Origin of the sequence: Kamptonema sp. PCC 6506, assembly GCF_000180455.1 — a bacterium.
Lineage (GTDB): Bacteria > Cyanobacteriota > Cyanobacteriia > Cyanobacteriales > Microcoleaceae > Kamptonema > Kamptonema formosum.
Genome location: NZ_CACA01000164.1, coordinates 1 through 18,199 on the forward strand (window position 1 = coordinate 1; position 18,199 = coordinate 18,199).

Genomic DNA, 18,199 nt, shown 5'->3' on the forward strand with positions numbered 1-18,199 from the left:
ACCCCCTACGCCCCTAGCTATACACAGAGCGCGATCGTCAGCAATGCCGATGCTGCAAGGGCGGCGATTGTCCTAACGTGGTTCCAGAATGTCCAGTCGGTAAGGTATCTAGCCCATAGATTCGCGCCCTCAGTGCTGTCCGGCGTGACAATCGCCAGCGCATCATTTAGCGGTACATTGAAGGCGATCGTCACGCCTACTGTACCAACGAGATAGAGCAGGCTACCAACGAGCAAGTAAGCAGCGGATTGATGCCATTTTAACAGTGACGAAATAGCCAGAAAGATGCAAGCCGCAGCCGTTCCGAATAGCGCCGTCATAAACAACGGATTAATCGCCGTGATATTGATAGCTTGCATGGCGCTAATACCCTGTGCTGGTTGAAGTCGGGCAAGGGCACTCATCACGAAAGTTGAGAAGGCGAAAAAGACTCCAGCCATCAGCCCGCAGCCTATTGCCGAGACAAGCTTCAATGCAAAAAGCGAGGGATTAGTAATCGCCATAAAACCTCCTATAAATTACTGTCAAACACCCCTTCACTCGCCCTTAGTAACTTCATTGAATTGCATTGTCTCTTCCTATGGCTGAAGTCAGCTTATAGCTGCGGGTTTACTTCAGAAATCCACTGGACGAGTTGAATAATGACACCGTTTGGATCGGCAACCTGAAAGAATCTCTCTCCCCAAGGTTCTGTCTCGATTGGTGTTGCGATCGCCACGCCTTCTGCTTGTAATCGCACGTATTCACCATCAATATCATCCACCACGAACACAACTAACAGACCATCTGCTCGATGTCCGCGCATCTGCGTAGGTTTGAAGCTTTCCAGTCCAGTCCGAAGGAAAATAAGGTTAAAACCAGCGTCCTTTCTGGAGAGGGAAACGAAACCGTCGGCTGACATATCTTCGCTAAAGCCAAAGTGTTGCTTGACGAACGTAGCCGATGCCGTAACATCATCAACATTGAGTGAAATAGCTGAAGCAGTAATCTGCATTATGACTCCTTTATTAGGACAACGGATGGTAAAGATTGTTAACGATCTAAACCATTTTTGTCGAAACTATTACTTCTAATTTATTGTATCTGGCTCCATGTACATAATTTCCCAAATGTGACCATCTAAATCTTGAAATCCATGTCCATACATAAAACCATGATCTTGCGGTTCAGTGTATGTTGTTCCGCCAGCGGCGACTGCCTTGCGAACCATTTCATCAACTTTTTCTCGGCTCTCGGTAGACAAACATACAAGCACTTCTGTGTTTTTTGTTGCATCACAAATTTCTTTCGGCGTGAAGGTCTTGAACTTGTCTTCAGTCAATAACATCACGAATATATCCTCGCCCACAATCATGCAAGTCGCCGTCTCGTCAGTAAATAGGGGATTAAACTGAAAGCCGAGGCTAGTAAAGAAATCCACAGACTTATTGAGATTTTTGACGGGTAGATTCACGAAAATTTTAGTAGTCATATTTTCTCCTTTTTAAGGTTGATTTTCTTAACTAAAAGATTGCCAAAGCAGTCAAAGTAACCAAACAAACTAACTGAATAACTAAGCTTAAGACCCGAAAAATCGGATTAAGTCCAGCTATATGAATCAGGGAATGCACAATCCGAAATATCATGTACACAACAACCAGCAAATCTACCACTGTTCCCGATACGCCGCGAACCGTGAGCAGAAAGACAACACCTATATATAAAGGGAGGTTTTCTACTAAGTTGGACTGTACCCGAAATAGTCGCCAAAGCAAGCTTTCATCATTTTGTATTCCGAACTCTTTGGGAGAGCCACCAGCGGATAAATGGCGAATCCTGACCGTAAGCAGAAGAGCAACGACAGTAATCGTCCACACGATGAAAATTGCTAAACCCCAGAGAGGGAAGGTCATATCGATAGTAGGTATGGGTGCATTCATAGACTTAATTAACTTTCAAAGTACTTAACTTTTAACAACTTACAAACAACCAAAAAATCAATACTATTACTGTAACGTAAACAGGCTAGCAATATTCTTGAGCTATCTGATGTTGTTGTATCATTTTACAACAGATTTTGCATTGATAGGTAATGTCTTGGTGGGAATTGCCGAACATCATTTTTTTCTGACAATTTTAAATCTTTTTGGCAATTCCCCCTACTTATTTTACCGTACTTCACTTGCCTGCAATCTGCTGTAACTTCCCACTAATTGAGCCACTTGAGTACGAGCAGATGCGATCAATTCAGCGAAATTTTTGCCATCAGACTCGTCATTTTCAAAATGGATAAAGCTGATATCGGTGATGCCAATAAATCCAAAAACAGTTCTTAAATACGGGTCTTGATGATTCATCTTCTCATTGCGCTGGCCAGGTTGAAAGCCAGAAGCACCTCGCGCCGTAACGATCAACATTTTCTTACCCAGTACGAGAGGTTTGTAAGGATTTGTAGACTTTTCTGGCGCAAAAGCAAAGGTTCGTCCGGGACGTACAATCTGGTCAATATATGCCTTGAAGGTACTGGGAACGCTAAAATTGTACATGGGAATGCCCATGACATAGAAATCGGCAGCTAAGAATTCATCTATAAGTTCATCGCTAATCCGAATCCCTTCCTGAAGTTGAGGGGTGCGCTCCTCTGGGGGTGTATAGGCCCCTGCAATCCACATTTCATCCACATGGGGAACGGGATTGCGACCGATATCTCGATAGGTGACAAGATCGTTAGGATGAGTTTGTTTCCAAGCTTCAACAAATTCTCGTGTAAGCCTGCGAGAGTGCGATCGCTCACCGCGCGGACTAGAATCAATGTGTAACAAGCGTGCCATAATTTTTCCTAGTAGAACACTATTCCAGTTTAGGAGAAACTCACCCATATTTAGCTATCTAATTCTTGCGCTACTATCACAATCGTGCGGTCAATTTTCTGGGCGATCGGTGAGTGTTATCCTTAAGTGAATACAATCAGATAATCGCGATTTAGTTTTGTGTCATGGAGATGCCAAGGGGTGATGAAACTCAAACAACCTGCTTTCCTATCTTGTCTAGTCAAAAGCAGGGTTGGGAAAATATTATAGTCGAGGAATTTCAGCATCCGCCAGGAGAGGGAAGCACTCATTACAGCGATGAACACACAATTTGTCTGTCTCTTGCACCTCGTCCTGTTCGCTTGCTGCAAATCAAGGGAGGAAGAACCCATGCGGGACTATGTGGGAAAGGCGATATTTCCATAACACCTGCCAAGACACCATTTTTTGCACGTTGGGATGGTGACGATCGCTACTTGGAGATTCGGATTGCGTCTCGTTTTATTCAAAGCGTTGCTAGAGAATCTCTAGCGATGAATCCCGATCGACTTGAATTACTCCCAGAATTTCGCACGCGCGACCCTCAAATTGAGGCAATGGGAATGCTACTTTTTGCTGAACTAAAACAAGAAAATTTAGGCGGAAGACTTTATATTGAATCACTGGCAAATGTATTAGCAATACATCTGCTGAGACAATATTCTGCGGTCAAATCTCAGCTTTCAATTTATGAGGGTGGCTTACCTGAACGTCAAGTTTTGCAAATTTTGGAATACATCAATGAACATTTGAATCAAGATATTAAGCTGGCAGATTTAGCCGAATTATTGGGGATGAGTCAATTTCATTTCAGCCATCAGTTTAAGCAATCAATCGGGATAGCTCCTTATCAATATCTGCTTCAGCAACGAGTAGAACGGGCAAAGCAATTGTTGAAACAAACAGATCGATCGATTATGGAAATTGCTTTTTTATGTGGGTTCAATAGTCACAGTCATTTGAGCAAACAGTTTCGGCAATTTACAGGTATGACACCGAAAGCATACAGAATGAATTAGTTAGATAACCCGGCTTTTGTATGGTAGGCATTATAATGCGGCAGATAACCTTAACAACCGCACCAATGGCTTTAGATCGTCTGCTGCTAAAATGTTAAGTGGCACTGTTTTTCTTCTTCTGGATTTGATACTCTTTCGTTTCAAATAGAAAATCACAAAGTGTTTTAGCCGAATTAACTGCTAACCTTGCATGATGCTCTAATGGTTTATACAAAATGACATGAGCATCACTCATCTCATTTCGCAAAGTAGCCAAGCCATGAATTATGCTTGATAGCCCTGAGAGGATTTGCCGTAAATATTCTGCAAGACTTTCCTGATCTGGAGAAAGATTCAAATGTTTTTGAACCCTCTTATAAAGCTTCGGAAGGTTCCCATCGTATTTTGGTGGATTACTATCAAACTCTTTTTCAATTGCAGATAAAACTGCCTCAACGAGAGATCGTGCATTAGTTATTGCTCCATCAAAGTCGCCTTCAGCAAGTTTCCTGTCACATTTTTTAATTTGCTCGTAAATAAAGATGTGTGTGAGTTCAACCGAATTATTGTAGGGATGTGATAAATCAATTTGAGAACCACCTAGCTTGTAAAGTTCCCATTTCTTACCCGCAGGTAGTAATTGATAGTTATCAAATTCAATAAATTGGTTGAGGTGTTCGACCGCAGCATTAATACTGTATTTCGTTCCAAGAAAATGACGAGGATCAAAGGTGGCAATTACTATATCTTTCATGGTTGGCGTATCATTGAAATCACGCAACTTCTCTTCGGCGTAAGACCAACGAGAAGGAAAACCACTACCGTATATATCCTTTAAACCAAATTCATTAAAAAACGAAACGAGTTGTGGGCCAGAACGATAGGGTGAAAGCCCTCCATCACCCGTTATAATAGCTCCGAGAGCCGATATTGTTTTTTCTGATATCTTCATCTTCACACCTCAACCTGTTTGAACGGACAATAACAGAGTAGCAATGGATTGCGATCGCTACATTAGAAGAAATATACGTTCTTAATTGCTAAAACTATTCCCTTCTGCCATACCAAAAAATAAAGTAGGGTAAGAAACGCTCACCCTACTTTATAGCAACTACTTCGCGATCGCCACTCGATCGCTAACTTCCTCTAAAACAGGAAGAGTTGCGAGTTACCAGAAACGCCGAAGTTTGCGTCCACAGTAGCGAACAAACTATTACCACCAACAGTAGAACCGTTAGAGTCATAGTAAAGTTTAGAAACCGTGCCATCATAGATCGCAACGATCGCCGGACTTGTGAGAGTAGTCTCAATCTGAGCTACAGTTGAACCTGTGCTGTTGTAGACGTAGAAACCAGAACCAAGAGGCCCTGTCCCAAAGCCACTAAAACCAACGCTATCAAGGCGAATTAGATCGTCAGCAGTGCCGTAATTGGTAATAAAATCACTGCCAGCAGCATCAGTGCCATTGAAAACAAAGACATCATTGCCGACACCACCATCTAGCGCGTCCGTCCCGAAACCGCCAATTAGGGTATCATTGCCAATACCGCCAGAGAGGGAATCAGAACCGTTACCTCCAGACATACTGTCATCGCCTTCACCACCGAAGATAGTGTCATTGAAAGCAGTACCAAGTACGCTGTTATTGCTAGCGTTGCCAGTAAATAGTACGGGCCCGCTAAAGCCGTAACCACCAACGCCGGTGCTAAAGTCGTTAATTGCAGTTGGGTAGGTATTGCCTGCGGCTGTGAGATCGGCAATACTGCTCAGAGTCGTAGTAGTAGCAGTAGTAGGTGCGATCGTACCACTGAAGACAAAATCCGCACTCCCCAAATTCACAGGGCCATTCTTGAGAGTGGCAACAGTGGTGAAACCACCAGTAGTCGTACCATTGGAGTCAAATACTAACAGTGTCTCATTGGCAGCATTAGTGAAAGCAAAGAAACCAGGACTTGTGGAAACCCCGATTGCCTTCGCTTGCGCGTCCTCGAATTTGGCGTAAGTACCGCCAGTAAAGATGACTAATTCTTTATCAGCGATATCAGGGGAAACACCGCTGACAGCATCAAAGTTAGCTGTCGTCAAATTGCCGAAAGCTGCACCTACAAACTGGAATTTGTCAACCCCAGCGATAAAGTCGGTAATTGTATCTCCGCCTTCAGTGGGAAGTTTGTAACCGAAGATATCCGCACCTTCACCGCCAGTCAGAATATCTCCACCTAACCCACCAGTGAAGAAATCTGCACCACCTGCGCCAGTCATAAAATCAGCAAAGGCCGTACCTGTAACATTGTTAGCATTGGCATCGCCAATGAATAACAGGGGGCCAGTAAAGCCGTAACCGCCGACATTATTGCTGAAATCAAGGTTCCCAGTAGGATAGGTATTACCTGCTGCGGTGAGATTGACAATGCTGGTGGTAGAAACCACAGTCGGAGTTGGAACCGTACCGTTGAATAAGAAATCTGCCGTACCCAAACCGGTAACGCCAGTACCCAAGTTAGCAATTTCTACGGCAGAAGCGGAACCAGTACCATCGACATCGAAGACTAACACGCCTTCACCCGCAGCATTTTGGAAGAAGGAGAAAACAGGAGAAGTACCTGCCCCTGGCAATGCTGCAAATTGAGTCTGTAATGAGGCTAAACTAGCGTAAGTACCGGAGAAAATTAACAGCTCTTTCCCTGTAATATCAGTAGTCTGGCTGGTAATATTTACTAAGTCAAAGTTTGAGCTATTAAGATTGCCGAAGGCCGCAGAAACGAACTGGAATTTATCGGTTCCAGAAGTAAAGCCAACAATCTTATCGCCGCCTTCTTTGGTAGTAATGTAAGAGAAAACATCGGCACCAGTGCCACCTGTCAGCCAGTCTCGGCCAATACCACCGATGATGGTATCGTCGCCGTCATCGCCATAAAGGGAATCATCGGCCTCGCTACCCAGGATTTGGTCGTTACCCAAACCGCCTTTGATTTTATCCTTGCCTTTGCCGCCATTGATGTAATCATCGCCGTCGCCGCCGTCAATTTCGTCGTCAAAGTCGCTACCGATGATGCTGTCATTTCCTCCCAAACCGTCGTATTTAACGGGGGCGGGAAATGTACCCAGGTTGACAATATCAGCGCCAGCAGTGCCCAGAGGAACCGTAACTGATGGCCCGCTAAAGACAAAGTTGCTGATGCTGAGAGTAATGCGGGCTGAGAATTGGGCAACAATCTCAAAGCGAGTGCCAATTGAGAACACTAAGACGCTGCGGCCTGTAGTAGCATCGGTAAATTGGCAGAAGACGGGGCCGCTATTGCCGCCAAGGGCCGCAAATCGGGCTTGCAAGGAGGCAATGTCGGTGACGCTGGTATCGTCGCTGAAGTCTAGAAAGTTAGAACTGCCGATGATGCCTGAGAAGCTAGAAGTAATCGTCAGTTTAGTGAAACTGGAGATGCTGATATTGCCGAAAGCAGCGGCAGAAAATTCGAGAAAATCTTCGCTGGCATTGAAATCGGTAATCAAATCTGCATCTGCGATCGCATTTACGCCTTGACGGGCTTTGCGATAGATGAAGCGATCGCGACCGGCACCTCCAGTTAGGGTATTTTTACCTTCGCTGCCTTCGATGTCGTCATCATCGTCACCGCCTTCGATTTTGTCGTCACCTGTACCGCCTTTGATTTTGTCTTTACCCAAGCCGCCTTTAATGTCATCGCCGCCATCGCCAGCTTGGATATCATCGCCTAGCGGGGAACCGGTAATTACTTGCGGAGTTGTATTGCCGACAAAATTAAAGATCGTATTTACGACTGAAATCTTTAACCGTTGGCCGCTGATGGTGGTTTTGCCATCACTCACGTCAAAGCTGAAGCTGGCATCACCAGTAAATCCAGCCGCAGCTTGGAATGTCAGCAGGCGGAGGTTGATATCGAGTTGGGTAAAGGTGAAGTCGGTGGAGGTAATCGCTTGGCCGTTATAGAATAGCTGGCCTTGGGCAGCAGTTGGTAGTTGCGTAATTTTGTAAGTGATACCGCTAACGCCATCCTCAGAATCAAAGAATCGCAGAGATTCAAATGTGATGGTTTGGAAGCCACCGGCTGCGATCGCTAATTCTTTGTTGGCTTCCAATACGGGAGGCGTGTTCGTTGTCCCCACAGGTGATGTGGTACTATTTCCACTCTGGAAGAAGTCGCTGGCTTCGAGTACCGTGGCGCTGACGTTCAAAAGTACTGCCAGTACAAAGTTACTGCTACCACGAATCTCGGTATTAACACCAACTTGGACGATGGATAAGCTGCTGAAGCTGAAATCCCCTGCGAGTAGGAATTTATCGCTGTTATCTGTATAGTCTGCGATCGTTGATTTGCCGCCGCTGGTAACGTTTTTGATGATAAAGACATCGTTACCCGCGCCGCCAACACAGGTATGGTTGCCTGTACCGCCAGTTAAGGTATCGTTACCTTCTCCTCCAGAAAGGCTGTTGTCGCCGTCGCCACCTTCTAGACTGTCATCGCCAGCGCCACCTTCTAAGCTGTTATTGCCTTGACCGGCTGCGATCGCATCGTTACCTGCACCACCATTAAGGGAGTCGTCTCCACCTCCACCCAAGATAGTATCATCGCCATCATCTCCCAAACAAGTATCGTTGCCGTCGCCGCCGACAATACTATCGCTACCAGTCCCGCCATCACAAGCGTCGTTGCCTGTACCGCCGACAAGGGTATCTTTGCCGCTATCACCGACGAGGCTATCATCGCCAGCGCCACCTTCACAAACATCGTTGCCGTCGCCACCCAGAAGAGAATCATCTCCTGCGTCGCCGCTAATGCTGTCGTCACCCTCATTGCCGCTACAGGCATCGTTGCCATCGCCACCCATGAGAGTGTCATCGCCGCCGCCACCAACAATGCTGTCGTTGTCATCGCCGCCGTCAGCTACATCGTTGCCATCACCGCCGATACAGGTATCGCTACCTTGTTCGCCAACGATGCTGTCGTTACCCCCACCGCCAGAGATGCTGTCATTGCCTGCGCCACCGCTACAGGTATCGTTGCCGCGATCGCCACTAATGGTATCGTTGCCATCGTCGCCATCACAGATGTCGTTACCTTTGCCACCGTAGAGGGAATCGCTACCATCACCGCCGCTAACGTCGTCATCATCTTGGTTGCCATGTACCCAGTCAGTACCATCGCCACCTTCACAGCGATCCTTGCCTTTGCCACCAAAAGCGGTGTCATCGCCTAGATCGCCAGTAACGCGATCGTCACCGCCGTTACCCATCGCTACGTCATCGCCATCGTCACCACTGGCAACATCGTTACCCTCGCCGCCGATGCAGGTGTCATTATCTTTGCCACCGTAGAGGACATTACCGCCTGTTCCCCCTTGCAAGGTGTCCTCACCTTTGTTGCCATATAACGTCTTGCCCCCGGTACCGCCTACGATCAGGTCGTTGTCATTAGTACCATTGATGATGTCATCATCGTCATCGTCATCATCATCATCGTCATCTTTGATATTCCCCTCTTCAGGAGAACCGATCTGATTGGAAATAATGGTTGCATTGATTGAATTAATCGTTGGAATTGCAGTTATACCTTCTTCAGGAATAGGTATTCCTACAATATTGGCTTCTAAGATTTCGTCTGCCATCGTTGTCTTTCCAGAAAACAGAGTAGATTGTTGAACGCAATCGAATTTAGGTCAAAACCGCAGGGTATCTCTATTAAAGCCTGATTTTTTTTGAAGGGCAAGTAATTTTAGTTAAAGATTTGAAAACTACCCATTCCAGCTAATATTTACCAATAGCTTTAAGCAGACACAGCAAAGCTTCGGGCGTTTACACCTTCAATTTTCGCCATAATTTTGCAGGATTCAGATGAGAATTAATTCATCTAAATCCTGTAGTAAACTAAACTTTTTCCTGTCTGCGCTTGCAAAAGGAAAAACAATATTTACTGTTATTAATTAAGTATTGAGGAATAGACATTCCTAAATACTTAACGATTTAATTATCTTGGTGATGTGCGATCGCCAAAAAATACACACCATCAAGCTTGAGAGCAATATGGCGATCGAGTACCTTAACTTGTGCTATATTTAACTTACTTTAACCATCCTTAAAGATTGAGCTTAAACTCAGTTAAGGATTATTAACTGCACCCTTTATAAGTCTGTTTATGCCGATCAAATAAAAGTATACCCACCTTGGAGCGTAAATATAACATCTCCTACGACCAATCAAAAATCGTCCTGAAATCAAGTCGCAACCTCATCAGTTTATAGAGATTTAAACTGGTTATAAAAATCAGCGATATGTAACTAATTATTAGCAACAAGTCATCAGCCTAAAGATGGATTAGAGAATAGGCGCTTTTTTGGGGCGATGTCTGCGGCTGGTTGCGCGATCGCGCCTGGGGGTGAGAAACCGGGTTTCTTTTCCAAAATCTCGGATGAGATGCTTTAGTTATCTAAGAAACCCGGTTTCTTGGGTAAGAAAGGTGCGATCGCATGGGAGTGAGAAACCCGGTTTCTGAACATTGACGCTTGAGTTAAACTGTGATATAATAAATAACCTAACTACGATCAATGGCAATGGCTACACTTCAGATTCAAAATCTACCCGATGAATTATACAGTCGTATTCAATGTCTTGCCTCTGAAAAAAATTTTACTCTCAATGAGGCAGTGATTCATCTATTAATGCGATCGTTTGAGTCCGACAAAGTGATGATAGATCGGGCGCAAGAAAGCCAACTAACGTCAGCAATCCTACAAAGGATTCGCAGTCGTCCTAGAGTTAATCCAAGGGATTTTGGATTAACAGATAGCACTGTTTTGATTCGAGAGGATCGCAACAGATGACTGTTCCGCTACGATGCGTACTGGATACAAATATTTGTATTAAGCAGTTTATCGTCGATCCTTTGACTCCTAAAGTTAATCCCTTACTCAACATGATTCAGCTTTCTTTTGAAAATAGCTTCAACCTCAATCTCAGGATTTGCTAGTTCAAACGGATAGGGATGACGATTGGCGGGATTCCGACGACTCATCAAGACTTCCATTGCTGCTTCAAAGGCTTGACTATCATTCCGATGTTCAGAAATATATCGTTTTAACTCAGCATTTGTCATTATTGACAGATTTGGAATCATAGAACAAACTCCCAACTCCCATCTTCATCAATTACAAGAGCAATATCATCATTAATTCCCGCCTGCATATAGATTGTTTTAAACCTCCGATCGTAACGGAAAACTTGGATGGGCTGGTATAAATTAGAAAGCAATTGACAGAGGAATGCTGCTGTTACTAGCTGTTGCTGTGTTGGCAAGCTGAAACTCCCATAAATAGTATAACGTATAACAATAGTTGATCGCAATTGATGGCAGCGCTCAAAAGCGATCGCGTGGGGGTGAGAAACCGGGTTTCTGAATAAAATCTCGGCGGCGATGTTTTAGTTATCTGAGAAACCCGGTTTCTTAAGAAAGGTGCGATGCCAGCCGCTGGCAACGCCTACGCATATAACTCATCGATCGTCACCAACCCGCCTTCGGTGAACTGAATCACAAGTTCTTGATCGTTTAGCAAAGCAGTTCCCAGTAATCGTATATAAAAGGTAGCCTCAATAATGAAACCGTTTCTGAAGGCAAGCAAAGATGTCCGGTAAATCCGGTATCGACGACAAATTCAATCGGTAGAGTTGAGCCGTTGAAGAGTAGAAATATCAATGTGACGGTTGCGTGTCCATCAGTTACAATGCCGGAAATCACTTATAGACACGCTCCATGACTCCACCGAATGATACAGCTACATTGTATCCAATGCGGATACCAAATAGACTGGCATTTGGATGTTTTGCGCTGAGTTTGCGGGCTGCTTTTAACCCAGTTTCATCTACTTCGTAGTCTCCTGATTCAAAGTCGATGATGACCATTTTGCCAATGTTTTTGTCGATCTCTACTTGTTGACGGATGGTGCTTTCGTACAATTTCTTTGCACGTTCTCCAACTTCTTCGCGACTTAAAAGAATTGTTTGCATAGTCTAACTCTCGCTCGCTACACTGAGTTTAAGGAACTCCTTTATGATACCTTATTGGTAAACAAAGTGAATATTGCTTACCCTACGAGTTTCGGAGGTGAATTTTGGGTTTCGTCTCTCAACCCAAACTACAGGAGAGTGGCGATGCCTACGCCTGGCTGCGCCTACGCGCTTTGTTTTGGCGAGGCGCGTGGGGGTGAGAAATCGGGTTTCTGAATAAAATCTCGGCTGCGATGTTTTAGTTATCTGAGAAACCTGGTTTATATCCTACGTTCAAGAACATCTACTCTAGTCTTTCCAGTGACATAAATCTGGAAGTAATTCTTTGTCAAGATTTCCCAACACCTCAAAAACCATTAATCTAGCTTTAACTCCAGCAATAATAAGAGCAGAGGAACGATGGTTGCCATCTATTATCAAGTGTTTGCCATCTGGCAATGCGTATGTTGCAATCACAATTTGAACTGGTTGTTTAGTTGTATTTATAAATCCACTTAATAGCTCTTGAATTTGGTCTCTACGCTTACTATTGAGACGATTTATAGCCTTGGGAATATCAGCTAATGTCAGTGGACTTGCATTGGCCACTAAGTAACTTACTTCCTCATCTATATCATTGAAATACCATGGTAAATACCAATCTGAAGGATTTTCTAGTTCATTGCAGACCATCAAGCTAACATTAACTTGCTCATTTCTTAATCTCTTCCAATCAAGTTGAACTCTGATCGATCCATTAAAAAATGATTCAAAGATAAAAAAAGGAATTTCAGTCGAAACCATAATAACTTAACATTTTCTGTCAACACTATTTAACAATTTCATGATTTTCAAGGTGTCACCTCCTTCTAAACTCAAAAGCTGCTTCACCGACTCTTCCGATAAGAAATGAGCGCTAATTTCTGTCATTCTTTGTTTGTTTTTAGATTTCAAACTGTCTAAGTATCTTGCTAAAGCATTCATCATTTCCTCCGCCAGCTCTTTACGTCCCTTACGCTCAAGGTTTTTGATTTCTATTAATGAGTAGTCAATCAAAATAACAGACATTGGTTTATTACCAAGTGAATACTCGGTTAATAAGTCTAAAGATTTACGCAGGAGATCAATATAATTATTGGCAAGACGTTCACCAGAAAACTCTAATATTGGCAATACGGCCAAACAATCATAAAGTAGTGCTGGCGCTGCATCCTTTTCTCCATGAGAAGTTCGGTTTAATCCCCATCCAATTACGCCAATTTTTTCATACATTTCCAATTCTGATAGTCCAGTTTGAAGAGATTTAATCTCTTCCGTAAGATTTTTTGTTAGATTAACTGACTTCTCCTGTTTCTTGCCTATCCAGATACCCATCATAAACAAGACAAAGCCTGCGGCAAGTTGAACTATATCTGCCCAAGTCCATATATTTTCGAGGCTCATAAGGAAAAATATCTCATCATAAATATAGGCTTATTCGTTCAATTAAAATTCCTAGTAGAACTAATAATTAGACCGCACTTGCGATCTAACACGCCATTGTAATGTATAAAAGAACAACCGTTTTATCCCCACACTTTTCCTTTGATATTCCTACCATAATCAGTATAAATTAAAGCTTTGTCTAGTCCCAAAACATCCTATTTTGCCACCCAAATTTCCGCTAACTTAAGTCTCTTTAAATCTAGTTACATACCAAAATATCTAAAAATATACTAAAATGTCTAAAACTGTGCCATAATACACAAAATCATCCCAGCCTCTTAAGCCGATGAATCTTAAGGAAATGTTAAACCTCGCCGATCGCATAGTCTTTGAGAAAACGGGTCAACACCTTGACGATTTACAAGAGGCGGTACTGAAAGCAACTCTACAACACGATACATACAAGCACGTAGCCAAAGACTTTGACTGTTCTGAAAGTCGTGTTAGGAATGCAGCTTCACAACTATGGCAATTACTCTCAGAAGAGTTAGGAGAAGATATCAATAAAAAGAATTTTCGCTCAGCGATGGAGAGGTTACAAATCTCCCTATTTTCAAATGTTGTACAAGATCATGTCCGAGTTGGTAACATTAACTTCTGTGAACAACCCAGACACCCACCAGAACCACCAAACTCACACCCACCAAATCAAGAAACATCTAATACAAAACAACCTGAAACTCCACATCAAGATTTAAGTGAGATGCCAGAATTAGGCACTTTCTACAATCGCACTCCTGAACTCCAAACCCTCACCAACTGGATTGTACAACAACACAGCCGCCTCATCGCCCTCACTGGTATCAGCGGCATCGGCAAAACATCCCTAGCAGTACAACTCGTACAACAAATAAAAGATGAATTTGATTACATAATTTGGCGCACCATAGACGCATCCCACACCCTCGACGAATTTCAACACGAACTAATCCAGCTTTTCTCCGAGTCAGAAAAGCTAGATTCTCCTGCAACTAACCCGAAACGCTTACCCCTAATTAAGTATTTACAAAAGTACCGCACTTTAATAGTCTTAGATGACGTTCACCATCTTTTCAGTAGCGGTGAATTAGCAGGAAAATATAAACCAGAGCATGAAGAATATCGCTCCTTTTTAAAACAAATAGAAAAATTATCCCATCAAAGCTGCTTTTTGCTAATAGGTTGGGAACAACCCAGAGAAATCCCTCAAGTTAAAAGCCAAACTACTTCTATTCGTACCCTACAACTCACTGGTTTAGATATCGCTGCCGGACGGGAGATATTGAGAGATTATGGATTAGGAGAAATAGATAGTTACTCAGAACTCATTCAGCGCTATGAAGGCAATCCTTTATGGTTAAAAAGCGTGGCGACTCTAATTCAAGAGTTGGGAGGATACATGACTGAGTTATTACCAGATGATGCTATATTGTTACCCGAAGATTTGAAAGATATTTTACAGGAACAGTGCGATCGCTTATCCGAATTGGAAAAACAAGTTTTATACTTATTAGCTAAGGAAAGCCATCCTGTCAACCTAGCAAAATTACTAGAACAAGGACAAATATCATTATCTGATTTACTAAATGCACTGCAATCTCTATCGCGGCGTTGCTTCATCGAAAAACAAGACAATCTTTATACTTTGCCACCTGTACTGAAGCAGTATATCAAACAGTTAACAGTTAACAGTTAACAGTTAACAATTAATAGTTAAAAAATTTTCAGAATTACCCTGAAATACAGGCCTAATGCCTGAATTCCTTTAAACAGGACTAAAAATCCGGTGGGAAATCTCCTTTACGAGACTTTACCCTAGAAGTTAAGGACTAAAGTTTGAGACAAAGTTTGGCAAGGGTGCAAAATGTCAGCAACGGTGAGAGAAAGGCAAAAAAGTTTCTAGTCTTGAGTTGTGACTGCTGAGTGCTAATTTCCCGATCGCGAACTTAACACTTAGAAAAGCTCAGAAAGTCTAAGAAATTACCAACTTATAGGTACGATCGCTTATCTCCCACCACTATATCAAGAAACTTTTATTGATTTAGCTACGACTTGCAGACGCGGGGCCAAAAACCCGGTTTCTGCGTCAAATAGCAAGGGAAGGAGAAAAGGGTAAAGGCAATAGGGTTCAGTTAGCGGTTGTCATTGCGAGGAACGAAGCGATCGCAGTATCTGTTTTTCACAGGCTTTAGCCTCCACAACTGTCCGATCTCAACCTTATTGAGGTAAAGGGGAGATTTCTCTTCCTTCTTCCTTCGTCATAATTAGTCATAGAGAGGCTTAGCAATTGCTAATGCAGACCATAAACACAGGGGCAATTAAAGAATCGATCGGGAGGGCACTAAATCTGTGACCCAAGAATTTTTGTTATCTGTTACCCCAGTTGGGGAAGATGAATATCTCGTGCGGACGGAAAGGGTTGCACCTGGCGTACTATTGGCAGAAGAATTAGTGACTTGGCCAGTAGCAGAGTGGCTTACCCTTGCCGAACAACTGATGAATGACCCCTTGCTAGGTTTGCTTGAGGGAAAAGTTGCGATCGCACAGGGACAAAGGAAGGCAAAACCAGAAATTGCCACCCCATCTCTCAAAACCAGTCCTAGACCGAATCTGACGGCTCTCGGTCAACAGCTTTATAATGGGCTATTTCAAGGCAATCTCCGGGATAGCTGGACTTGCGCCCAAGCGATCGCCCAACACCGCCGAGAGGTGTTGCAGTTGCGTTTGGGACTCAAAGGCCGACGTTTGCCGCGTTTGCCTTGGGAGGTTTTGCACGCTGCCGATCGCCCTTTGGCTACTGGTACGGATGTGATTTTTTCCCGCTATCAACCGGGTGTCAGTTTGCTCAAGCAGAGGCGAATACTTGCGCCTCAGCAGCCTCTAAAAATATTAATGGCGATCGCGGCCCCCAACGACCAAGACAGCTTACAGCTCAAAAGAGAAGCCCTCCACCTCCAACAGGAACTCCAAAACCGGGCTACTCTTGAAAATAATGTTTATGCCCCGCAAATTCAATTAACAATCCTAGAACAACCCGATCGCGAACAGCTTACTCAAGCCTTAGAACAAGGACAATATCAAGTTCTACACTATGCCGGTCACAGCAATCTCGCAGCTAGAGGCGGCGAACTTTACTTGGTCAGCGACAGGACAGGTTTAACTGAAACCTTAAGTGGCGATGATTTAGCAGGTTTATTAGCTAACAATGGCATTCAAATGGCCGTGTTCAATTCCTGTCGAAGTGCCTATGGCGATCGCTTTGATGGGGATGACACTGGAGAACGCAATTTAGCAGAAGCGCTGGTGAAGCGCGGCATTCCTGCGGTGTTAGCGATGGCCGAACGCATTCCCGATGAAGTAGCTTTAACTCTGACGCGCTTATTTTACCGCAACCTGAATCAAGGTTATCCGGTGGATCTGAGTTTGAGCCGAGCAAGGGCGGGTTTAATTTCTGCTTACGGTTCTCATCAGTTGTACTGGGCCTTACCGATTCTGTATCTGCATTCAGATTTTGACGGCTATCTGACTGGGGCGCAAACTGGGATTTGGGCTCAAGCGAAGGGAGTAGATGCGACTTTAACAGGCAATTTGAGCTATCCGCCATCTTATCCTGCTCTCCGTCACGGTCAGCAATCAGAGGAAAATCTGGCTGGATACGACGGACTTGCGCCTGATGAGGAAATAGAAAGTCCTTTGGTGACAGACTTTGGGGATTTCGCTGATGACGAAGATGATTGGGGCAATGAGGCTGAAAATTCAGCTTTAATTGCTAATTTCAGGCATCAGCTAGCTAATAATGAATCCCAAAGAGAGGAGGCTTTAAGTCAGAGGAGACAGAAACAGGAGCATAGTAACAGTATTGCTCAATCTCAAAGTCCTTCTTCTGTTCCTTCGTCGTTTAAGCGAAATTCTCCATCTCAAATCCCACAACCTGCTAATACCAATTCTCGCCAAAAGCCCAATCCGCAGGCAGAGCAATTACCTAGCAAATCGGCGCGTTTAAAACCATCCCCTGTGAAAGCGGGAAAACACAAGAAAAAATCTTTAGCATGGGCTTATTGCTTATTTCCAACGGGTATTGTGGCATCAATGGTGTTGGGTTTGTGGTTTTGGCAAAACCGAGGGCCCAAACCTGGGGAAATGTTGCCGATCGCATTACCACCAATTACGGACTCTGTGGGCCCAAACGCGGAGGTTGTTAATCTCAAAGTAGCTAGTAGTTCTCAGGTGCAAGCGATCGCAATCCAAAAGTTTAATCAAGGTAAGCTTTCTGAAGGACAACAAGCTGTAGAAGAACTCTTAGATCCTAAACGGCGACAAGCGCTAAAACACGCTGAAGTTGCTCTCACGGCGGCTTCGGAAACAGCGCCGGACAACCCGGAAATTAAGTTTCTCTGGGGTCGCTTAGCTTGGCAATCGATTCAATCTGACCAAAATAATAATAAATATAGTGTTGATGATGCTAGGCGTTACTGGGAAAGTGCTCTGAAATCGCGGCCAGAGTCGGTGGAGTATCGCAATGCTTTGGGTTTTGCTTTATATGTGGAAGGCAATTTAAATCAAGCTTATCAAGTTTGGTTGGAAGTGCTGGATTTAGTGGAAGCAACTGTCAGGACAGGGCCGCAATCAGTTGCTTCTGGCCCGGCGATACCTTCGACAAGAAGTGAGGAAGCGCTAACTGCTTATGCTGGATTAGGATTAGTAAGGATGCAGCAGGCACGCGATCGAGGATTGTCGCCTCAGCAGCGGACTGATTTGTTGCACGAAGCAAGTAGACTCCGGGAACAGGTGATAGCGAGTGATGCGGAGAGTTTTCAACCTACTTCTTTGAGCAAAAACTGGTTATGGCCACAGAAGGCGATCGGGGATTGGCGATCCCTACAAAAAATGTAAAAAAT

16 protein-coding genes are annotated in these 18,199 nt (G+C 44.0%); 4 read left to right on the forward strand and 12 right to left on the reverse strand.

The window, feature by feature from the left end:
- Positions 1 to 17: 17 nt before the first annotated feature.
- From OSCI_RS09170 to OSCI_RS09190, 5 genes are all read right to left on the reverse strand, one after another.
- Entirely contained in the window at positions 18 to 404 is a 387-nt protein-coding gene (locus OSCI_RS09170; RefSeq protein ID WP_234708729.1) for a DUF1772 domain-containing protein, read from the reverse strand.
- Positions 405 to 595: 191 nt separating this feature from the next.
- Positions 596 to 994 (reverse strand): VOC family protein, encoded by a 399-nt coding sequence (locus tag OSCI_RS09175; protein WP_007354647.1) that lies wholly within the window; start codon positions 992 to 994, stop codon positions 596 to 598.
- A 75-nt stretch (positions 995 to 1,069) separates the two neighbouring features.
- Complete coding sequence (locus OSCI_RS09180; protein ID WP_007354648.1) at positions 1,070 to 1,471, reverse strand: VOC family protein; 402 nt, start codon at positions 1,469 to 1,471, stop codon at positions 1,070 to 1,072.
- A 31-nt stretch (positions 1,472 to 1,502) separates the two neighbouring features.
- Positions 1,503 to 1,919: an MAPEG family protein gene (locus OSCI_RS09185; RefSeq protein ID WP_007354649.1), complete on the reverse strand. Its 417-nt coding sequence runs from the start codon at positions 1,917 to 1,919 to the stop codon at positions 1,503 to 1,505.
- 228 nt (positions 1,920 to 2,147) lie between these two features.
- On the reverse strand, positions 2,148 to 2,810 hold the full coding sequence (locus tag OSCI_RS09190) for an FMN-dependent NADH-azoreductase (RefSeq protein WP_007354650.1): 663 nt from the start codon (positions 2,808 to 2,810) through the stop codon (positions 2,148 to 2,150).
- Between the two features lie 164 nt (positions 2,811 to 2,974).
- On the opposite strand from OSCI_RS09190, the gene OSCI_RS09195 reads away from it, so the two are divergent.
- Complete coding sequence (locus OSCI_RS09195) at positions 2,975 to 3,847, forward strand: helix-turn-helix domain-containing protein (protein WP_007354651.1); 873 nt, start codon at positions 2,975 to 2,977, stop codon at positions 3,845 to 3,847.
- A 94-nt stretch (positions 3,848 to 3,941) separates the two neighbouring features.
- On the opposite strand, the gene OSCI_RS09200 is transcribed toward OSCI_RS09195, so the two are convergent.
- Together OSCI_RS09200 and OSCI_RS09205 are read right to left on the reverse strand one after the other, a co-directional pair.
- A complete protein-coding gene (locus tag OSCI_RS09200; RefSeq protein WP_007354652.1) occupies positions 3,942 to 4,778 on the reverse strand; it encodes an abortive infection family protein in 837 nt (278 codons plus the stop codon).
- A gap of 194 nt (positions 4,779 to 4,972) precedes the next feature.
- On the reverse strand, positions 4,973 to 9,466 hold the full coding sequence (locus OSCI_RS09205; RefSeq protein WP_007354653.1) for a cadherin-like domain-containing protein: 4,494 nt from the start codon (positions 9,464 to 9,466) through the stop codon (positions 4,973 to 4,975).
- A gap of 936 nt (positions 9,467 to 10,402) precedes the next feature.
- On the opposite strand from OSCI_RS09205, the gene OSCI_RS09210 reads away from it, so the two are divergent.
- Complete coding sequence (locus OSCI_RS09210) at positions 10,403 to 10,678, forward strand: hypothetical protein (RefSeq protein ID WP_007354654.1); 276 nt, start codon at positions 10,403 to 10,405, stop codon at positions 10,676 to 10,678.
- A gap of 83 nt (positions 10,679 to 10,761) precedes the next feature.
- On the opposite strand, the gene OSCI_RS09215 is transcribed toward OSCI_RS09210, so the two are convergent.
- The 5 genes from OSCI_RS09215 to OSCI_RS09235 all read right to left on the reverse strand — a co-directional run bounded on the left by OSCI_RS09215 (position 10,762) and on the right by OSCI_RS09235 (position 13,280).
- Positions 10,762 to 10,971 carry a DUF6887 family protein gene (locus OSCI_RS09215; RefSeq protein WP_007354656.1) on the reverse strand — a complete coding sequence of 70 codons (210 nt, stop codon included), beginning with the start codon at positions 10,969 to 10,971 and terminating at the stop codon, positions 10,762 to 10,764.
- Positions 10,968 to 11,150, reverse strand: a complete 183-nt coding sequence (locus OSCI_RS09220; RefSeq protein WP_019487409.1) for a DUF6888 family protein — start codon at positions 11,148 to 11,150, stop codon at positions 10,968 to 10,970. Before OSCI_RS09220 ends, OSCI_RS09215 begins: the two co-directional genes overlap by 4 nt.
- 435 nt (positions 11,151 to 11,585) lie before the next feature.
- Positions 11,586 to 11,858 carry a hypothetical protein gene (locus tag OSCI_RS09225; protein ID WP_007354659.1) on the reverse strand — a complete coding sequence of 91 codons (273 nt, stop codon included), beginning with the start codon at positions 11,856 to 11,858 and terminating at the stop codon, positions 11,586 to 11,588.
- Positions 11,859 to 12,146: 288 nt separating this feature from the next.
- A complete protein-coding gene (locus OSCI_RS09230; RefSeq protein ID WP_007354660.1) occupies positions 12,147 to 12,641 on the reverse strand; it encodes a hypothetical protein in 495 nt (164 codons plus the stop codon).
- Between the two features lie 6 nt (positions 12,642 to 12,647).
- Positions 12,648 to 13,280: a hypothetical protein gene (locus tag OSCI_RS09235; protein ID WP_007354661.1), complete on the reverse strand. Its 633-nt coding sequence runs from the start codon at positions 13,278 to 13,280 to the stop codon at positions 12,648 to 12,650.
- A gap of 328 nt (positions 13,281 to 13,608) precedes the next feature.
- Between OSCI_RS09235 and OSCI_RS09240 the strand changes: the two genes are divergently transcribed.
- Together OSCI_RS09240 and OSCI_RS09245 are read left to right on the forward strand one after the other, a co-directional pair.
- Positions 13,609 to 14,997 (forward strand): NB-ARC domain-containing protein, encoded by a 1,389-nt coding sequence (locus OSCI_RS09240; protein ID WP_026103759.1) that lies wholly within the window; start codon positions 13,609 to 13,611, stop codon positions 14,995 to 14,997.
- A 653-nt stretch (positions 14,998 to 15,650) separates the two neighbouring features.
- On the forward strand, positions 15,651 to 18,194 hold the full coding sequence (locus OSCI_RS09245) for a CHAT domain-containing protein (RefSeq protein ID WP_007354663.1): 2,544 nt from the start codon (positions 15,651 to 15,653) through the stop codon (positions 18,192 to 18,194).
- Positions 18,195 to 18,199 lie beyond the last annotated feature (5 nt).

What these genes read in the sequence shown, in the direction of transcription:
- OSCI_RS09170 (WP_234708729.1), bottom strand. Translation starts at nt 404, where the DNA reads ATGAGTGCCCTTGCCCGACTTCAACCAGCACAGGGTATTAGCGCCATG.
- OSCI_RS09175 (WP_007354647.1), bottom strand. Translation starts at nt 994, where the DNA reads ATGCAGATTACTGCTTCAGCTATTTCACTCAATGTTGATGATGTTACG.
- OSCI_RS09180 (WP_007354648.1), bottom strand. Translation starts at nt 1,471, where the DNA reads ATGACTACTAAAATTTTCGTGAATCTACCCGTCAAAAATCTCAATAAG.
- OSCI_RS09185 (WP_007354649.1), bottom strand. Translation starts at nt 1,919, where the DNA reads ATGAATGCACCCATACCTACTATCGATATGACCTTCCCTCTCTGGGGT.
- OSCI_RS09190 (WP_007354650.1), bottom strand. Translation starts at nt 2,810, where the DNA reads ATGGCACGCTTGTTACACATTGATTCTAGTCCGCGCGGTGAGCGATCG.
- OSCI_RS09195 (WP_007354651.1), top strand. Translation starts at nt 2,975, where the DNA reads ATGGAGATGCCAAGGGGTGATGAAACTCAAACAACCTGCTTTCCTATC.
- OSCI_RS09200 (WP_007354652.1), bottom strand. Translation starts at nt 4,778, where the DNA reads ATGAAGATATCAGAAAAAACAATATCGGCTCTCGGAGCTATTATAACG.
- OSCI_RS09205 (WP_007354653.1), bottom strand. Translation starts at nt 9,466, where the DNA reads ATGGCAGACGAAATCTTAGAAGCCAATATTGTAGGAATACCTATTCCT.
- OSCI_RS09210 (WP_007354654.1), top strand. Translation starts at nt 10,403, where the DNA reads ATGGCAATGGCTACACTTCAGATTCAAAATCTACCCGATGAATTATAC.
- OSCI_RS09215 (WP_007354656.1), bottom strand. Translation starts at nt 10,971, where the DNA reads ATGATTCCAAATCTGTCAATAATGACAAATGCTGAGTTAAAACGATAT.
- OSCI_RS09225 (WP_007354659.1), bottom strand. Translation starts at nt 11,858, where the DNA reads ATGCAAACAATTCTTTTAAGTCGCGAAGAAGTTGGAGAACGTGCAAAG.
- OSCI_RS09230 (WP_007354660.1), bottom strand. Translation starts at nt 12,641, where the DNA reads ATGGTTTCGACTGAAATTCCTTTTTTTATCTTTGAATCATTTTTTAAT.
- OSCI_RS09235 (WP_007354661.1), bottom strand. Translation starts at nt 13,280, where the DNA reads ATGAGCCTCGAAAATATATGGACTTGGGCAGATATAGTTCAACTTGCC.
- OSCI_RS09240 (WP_026103759.1), top strand. Translation starts at nt 13,609, where the DNA reads ATGAATCTTAAGGAAATGTTAAACCTCGCCGATCGCATAGTCTTTGAG.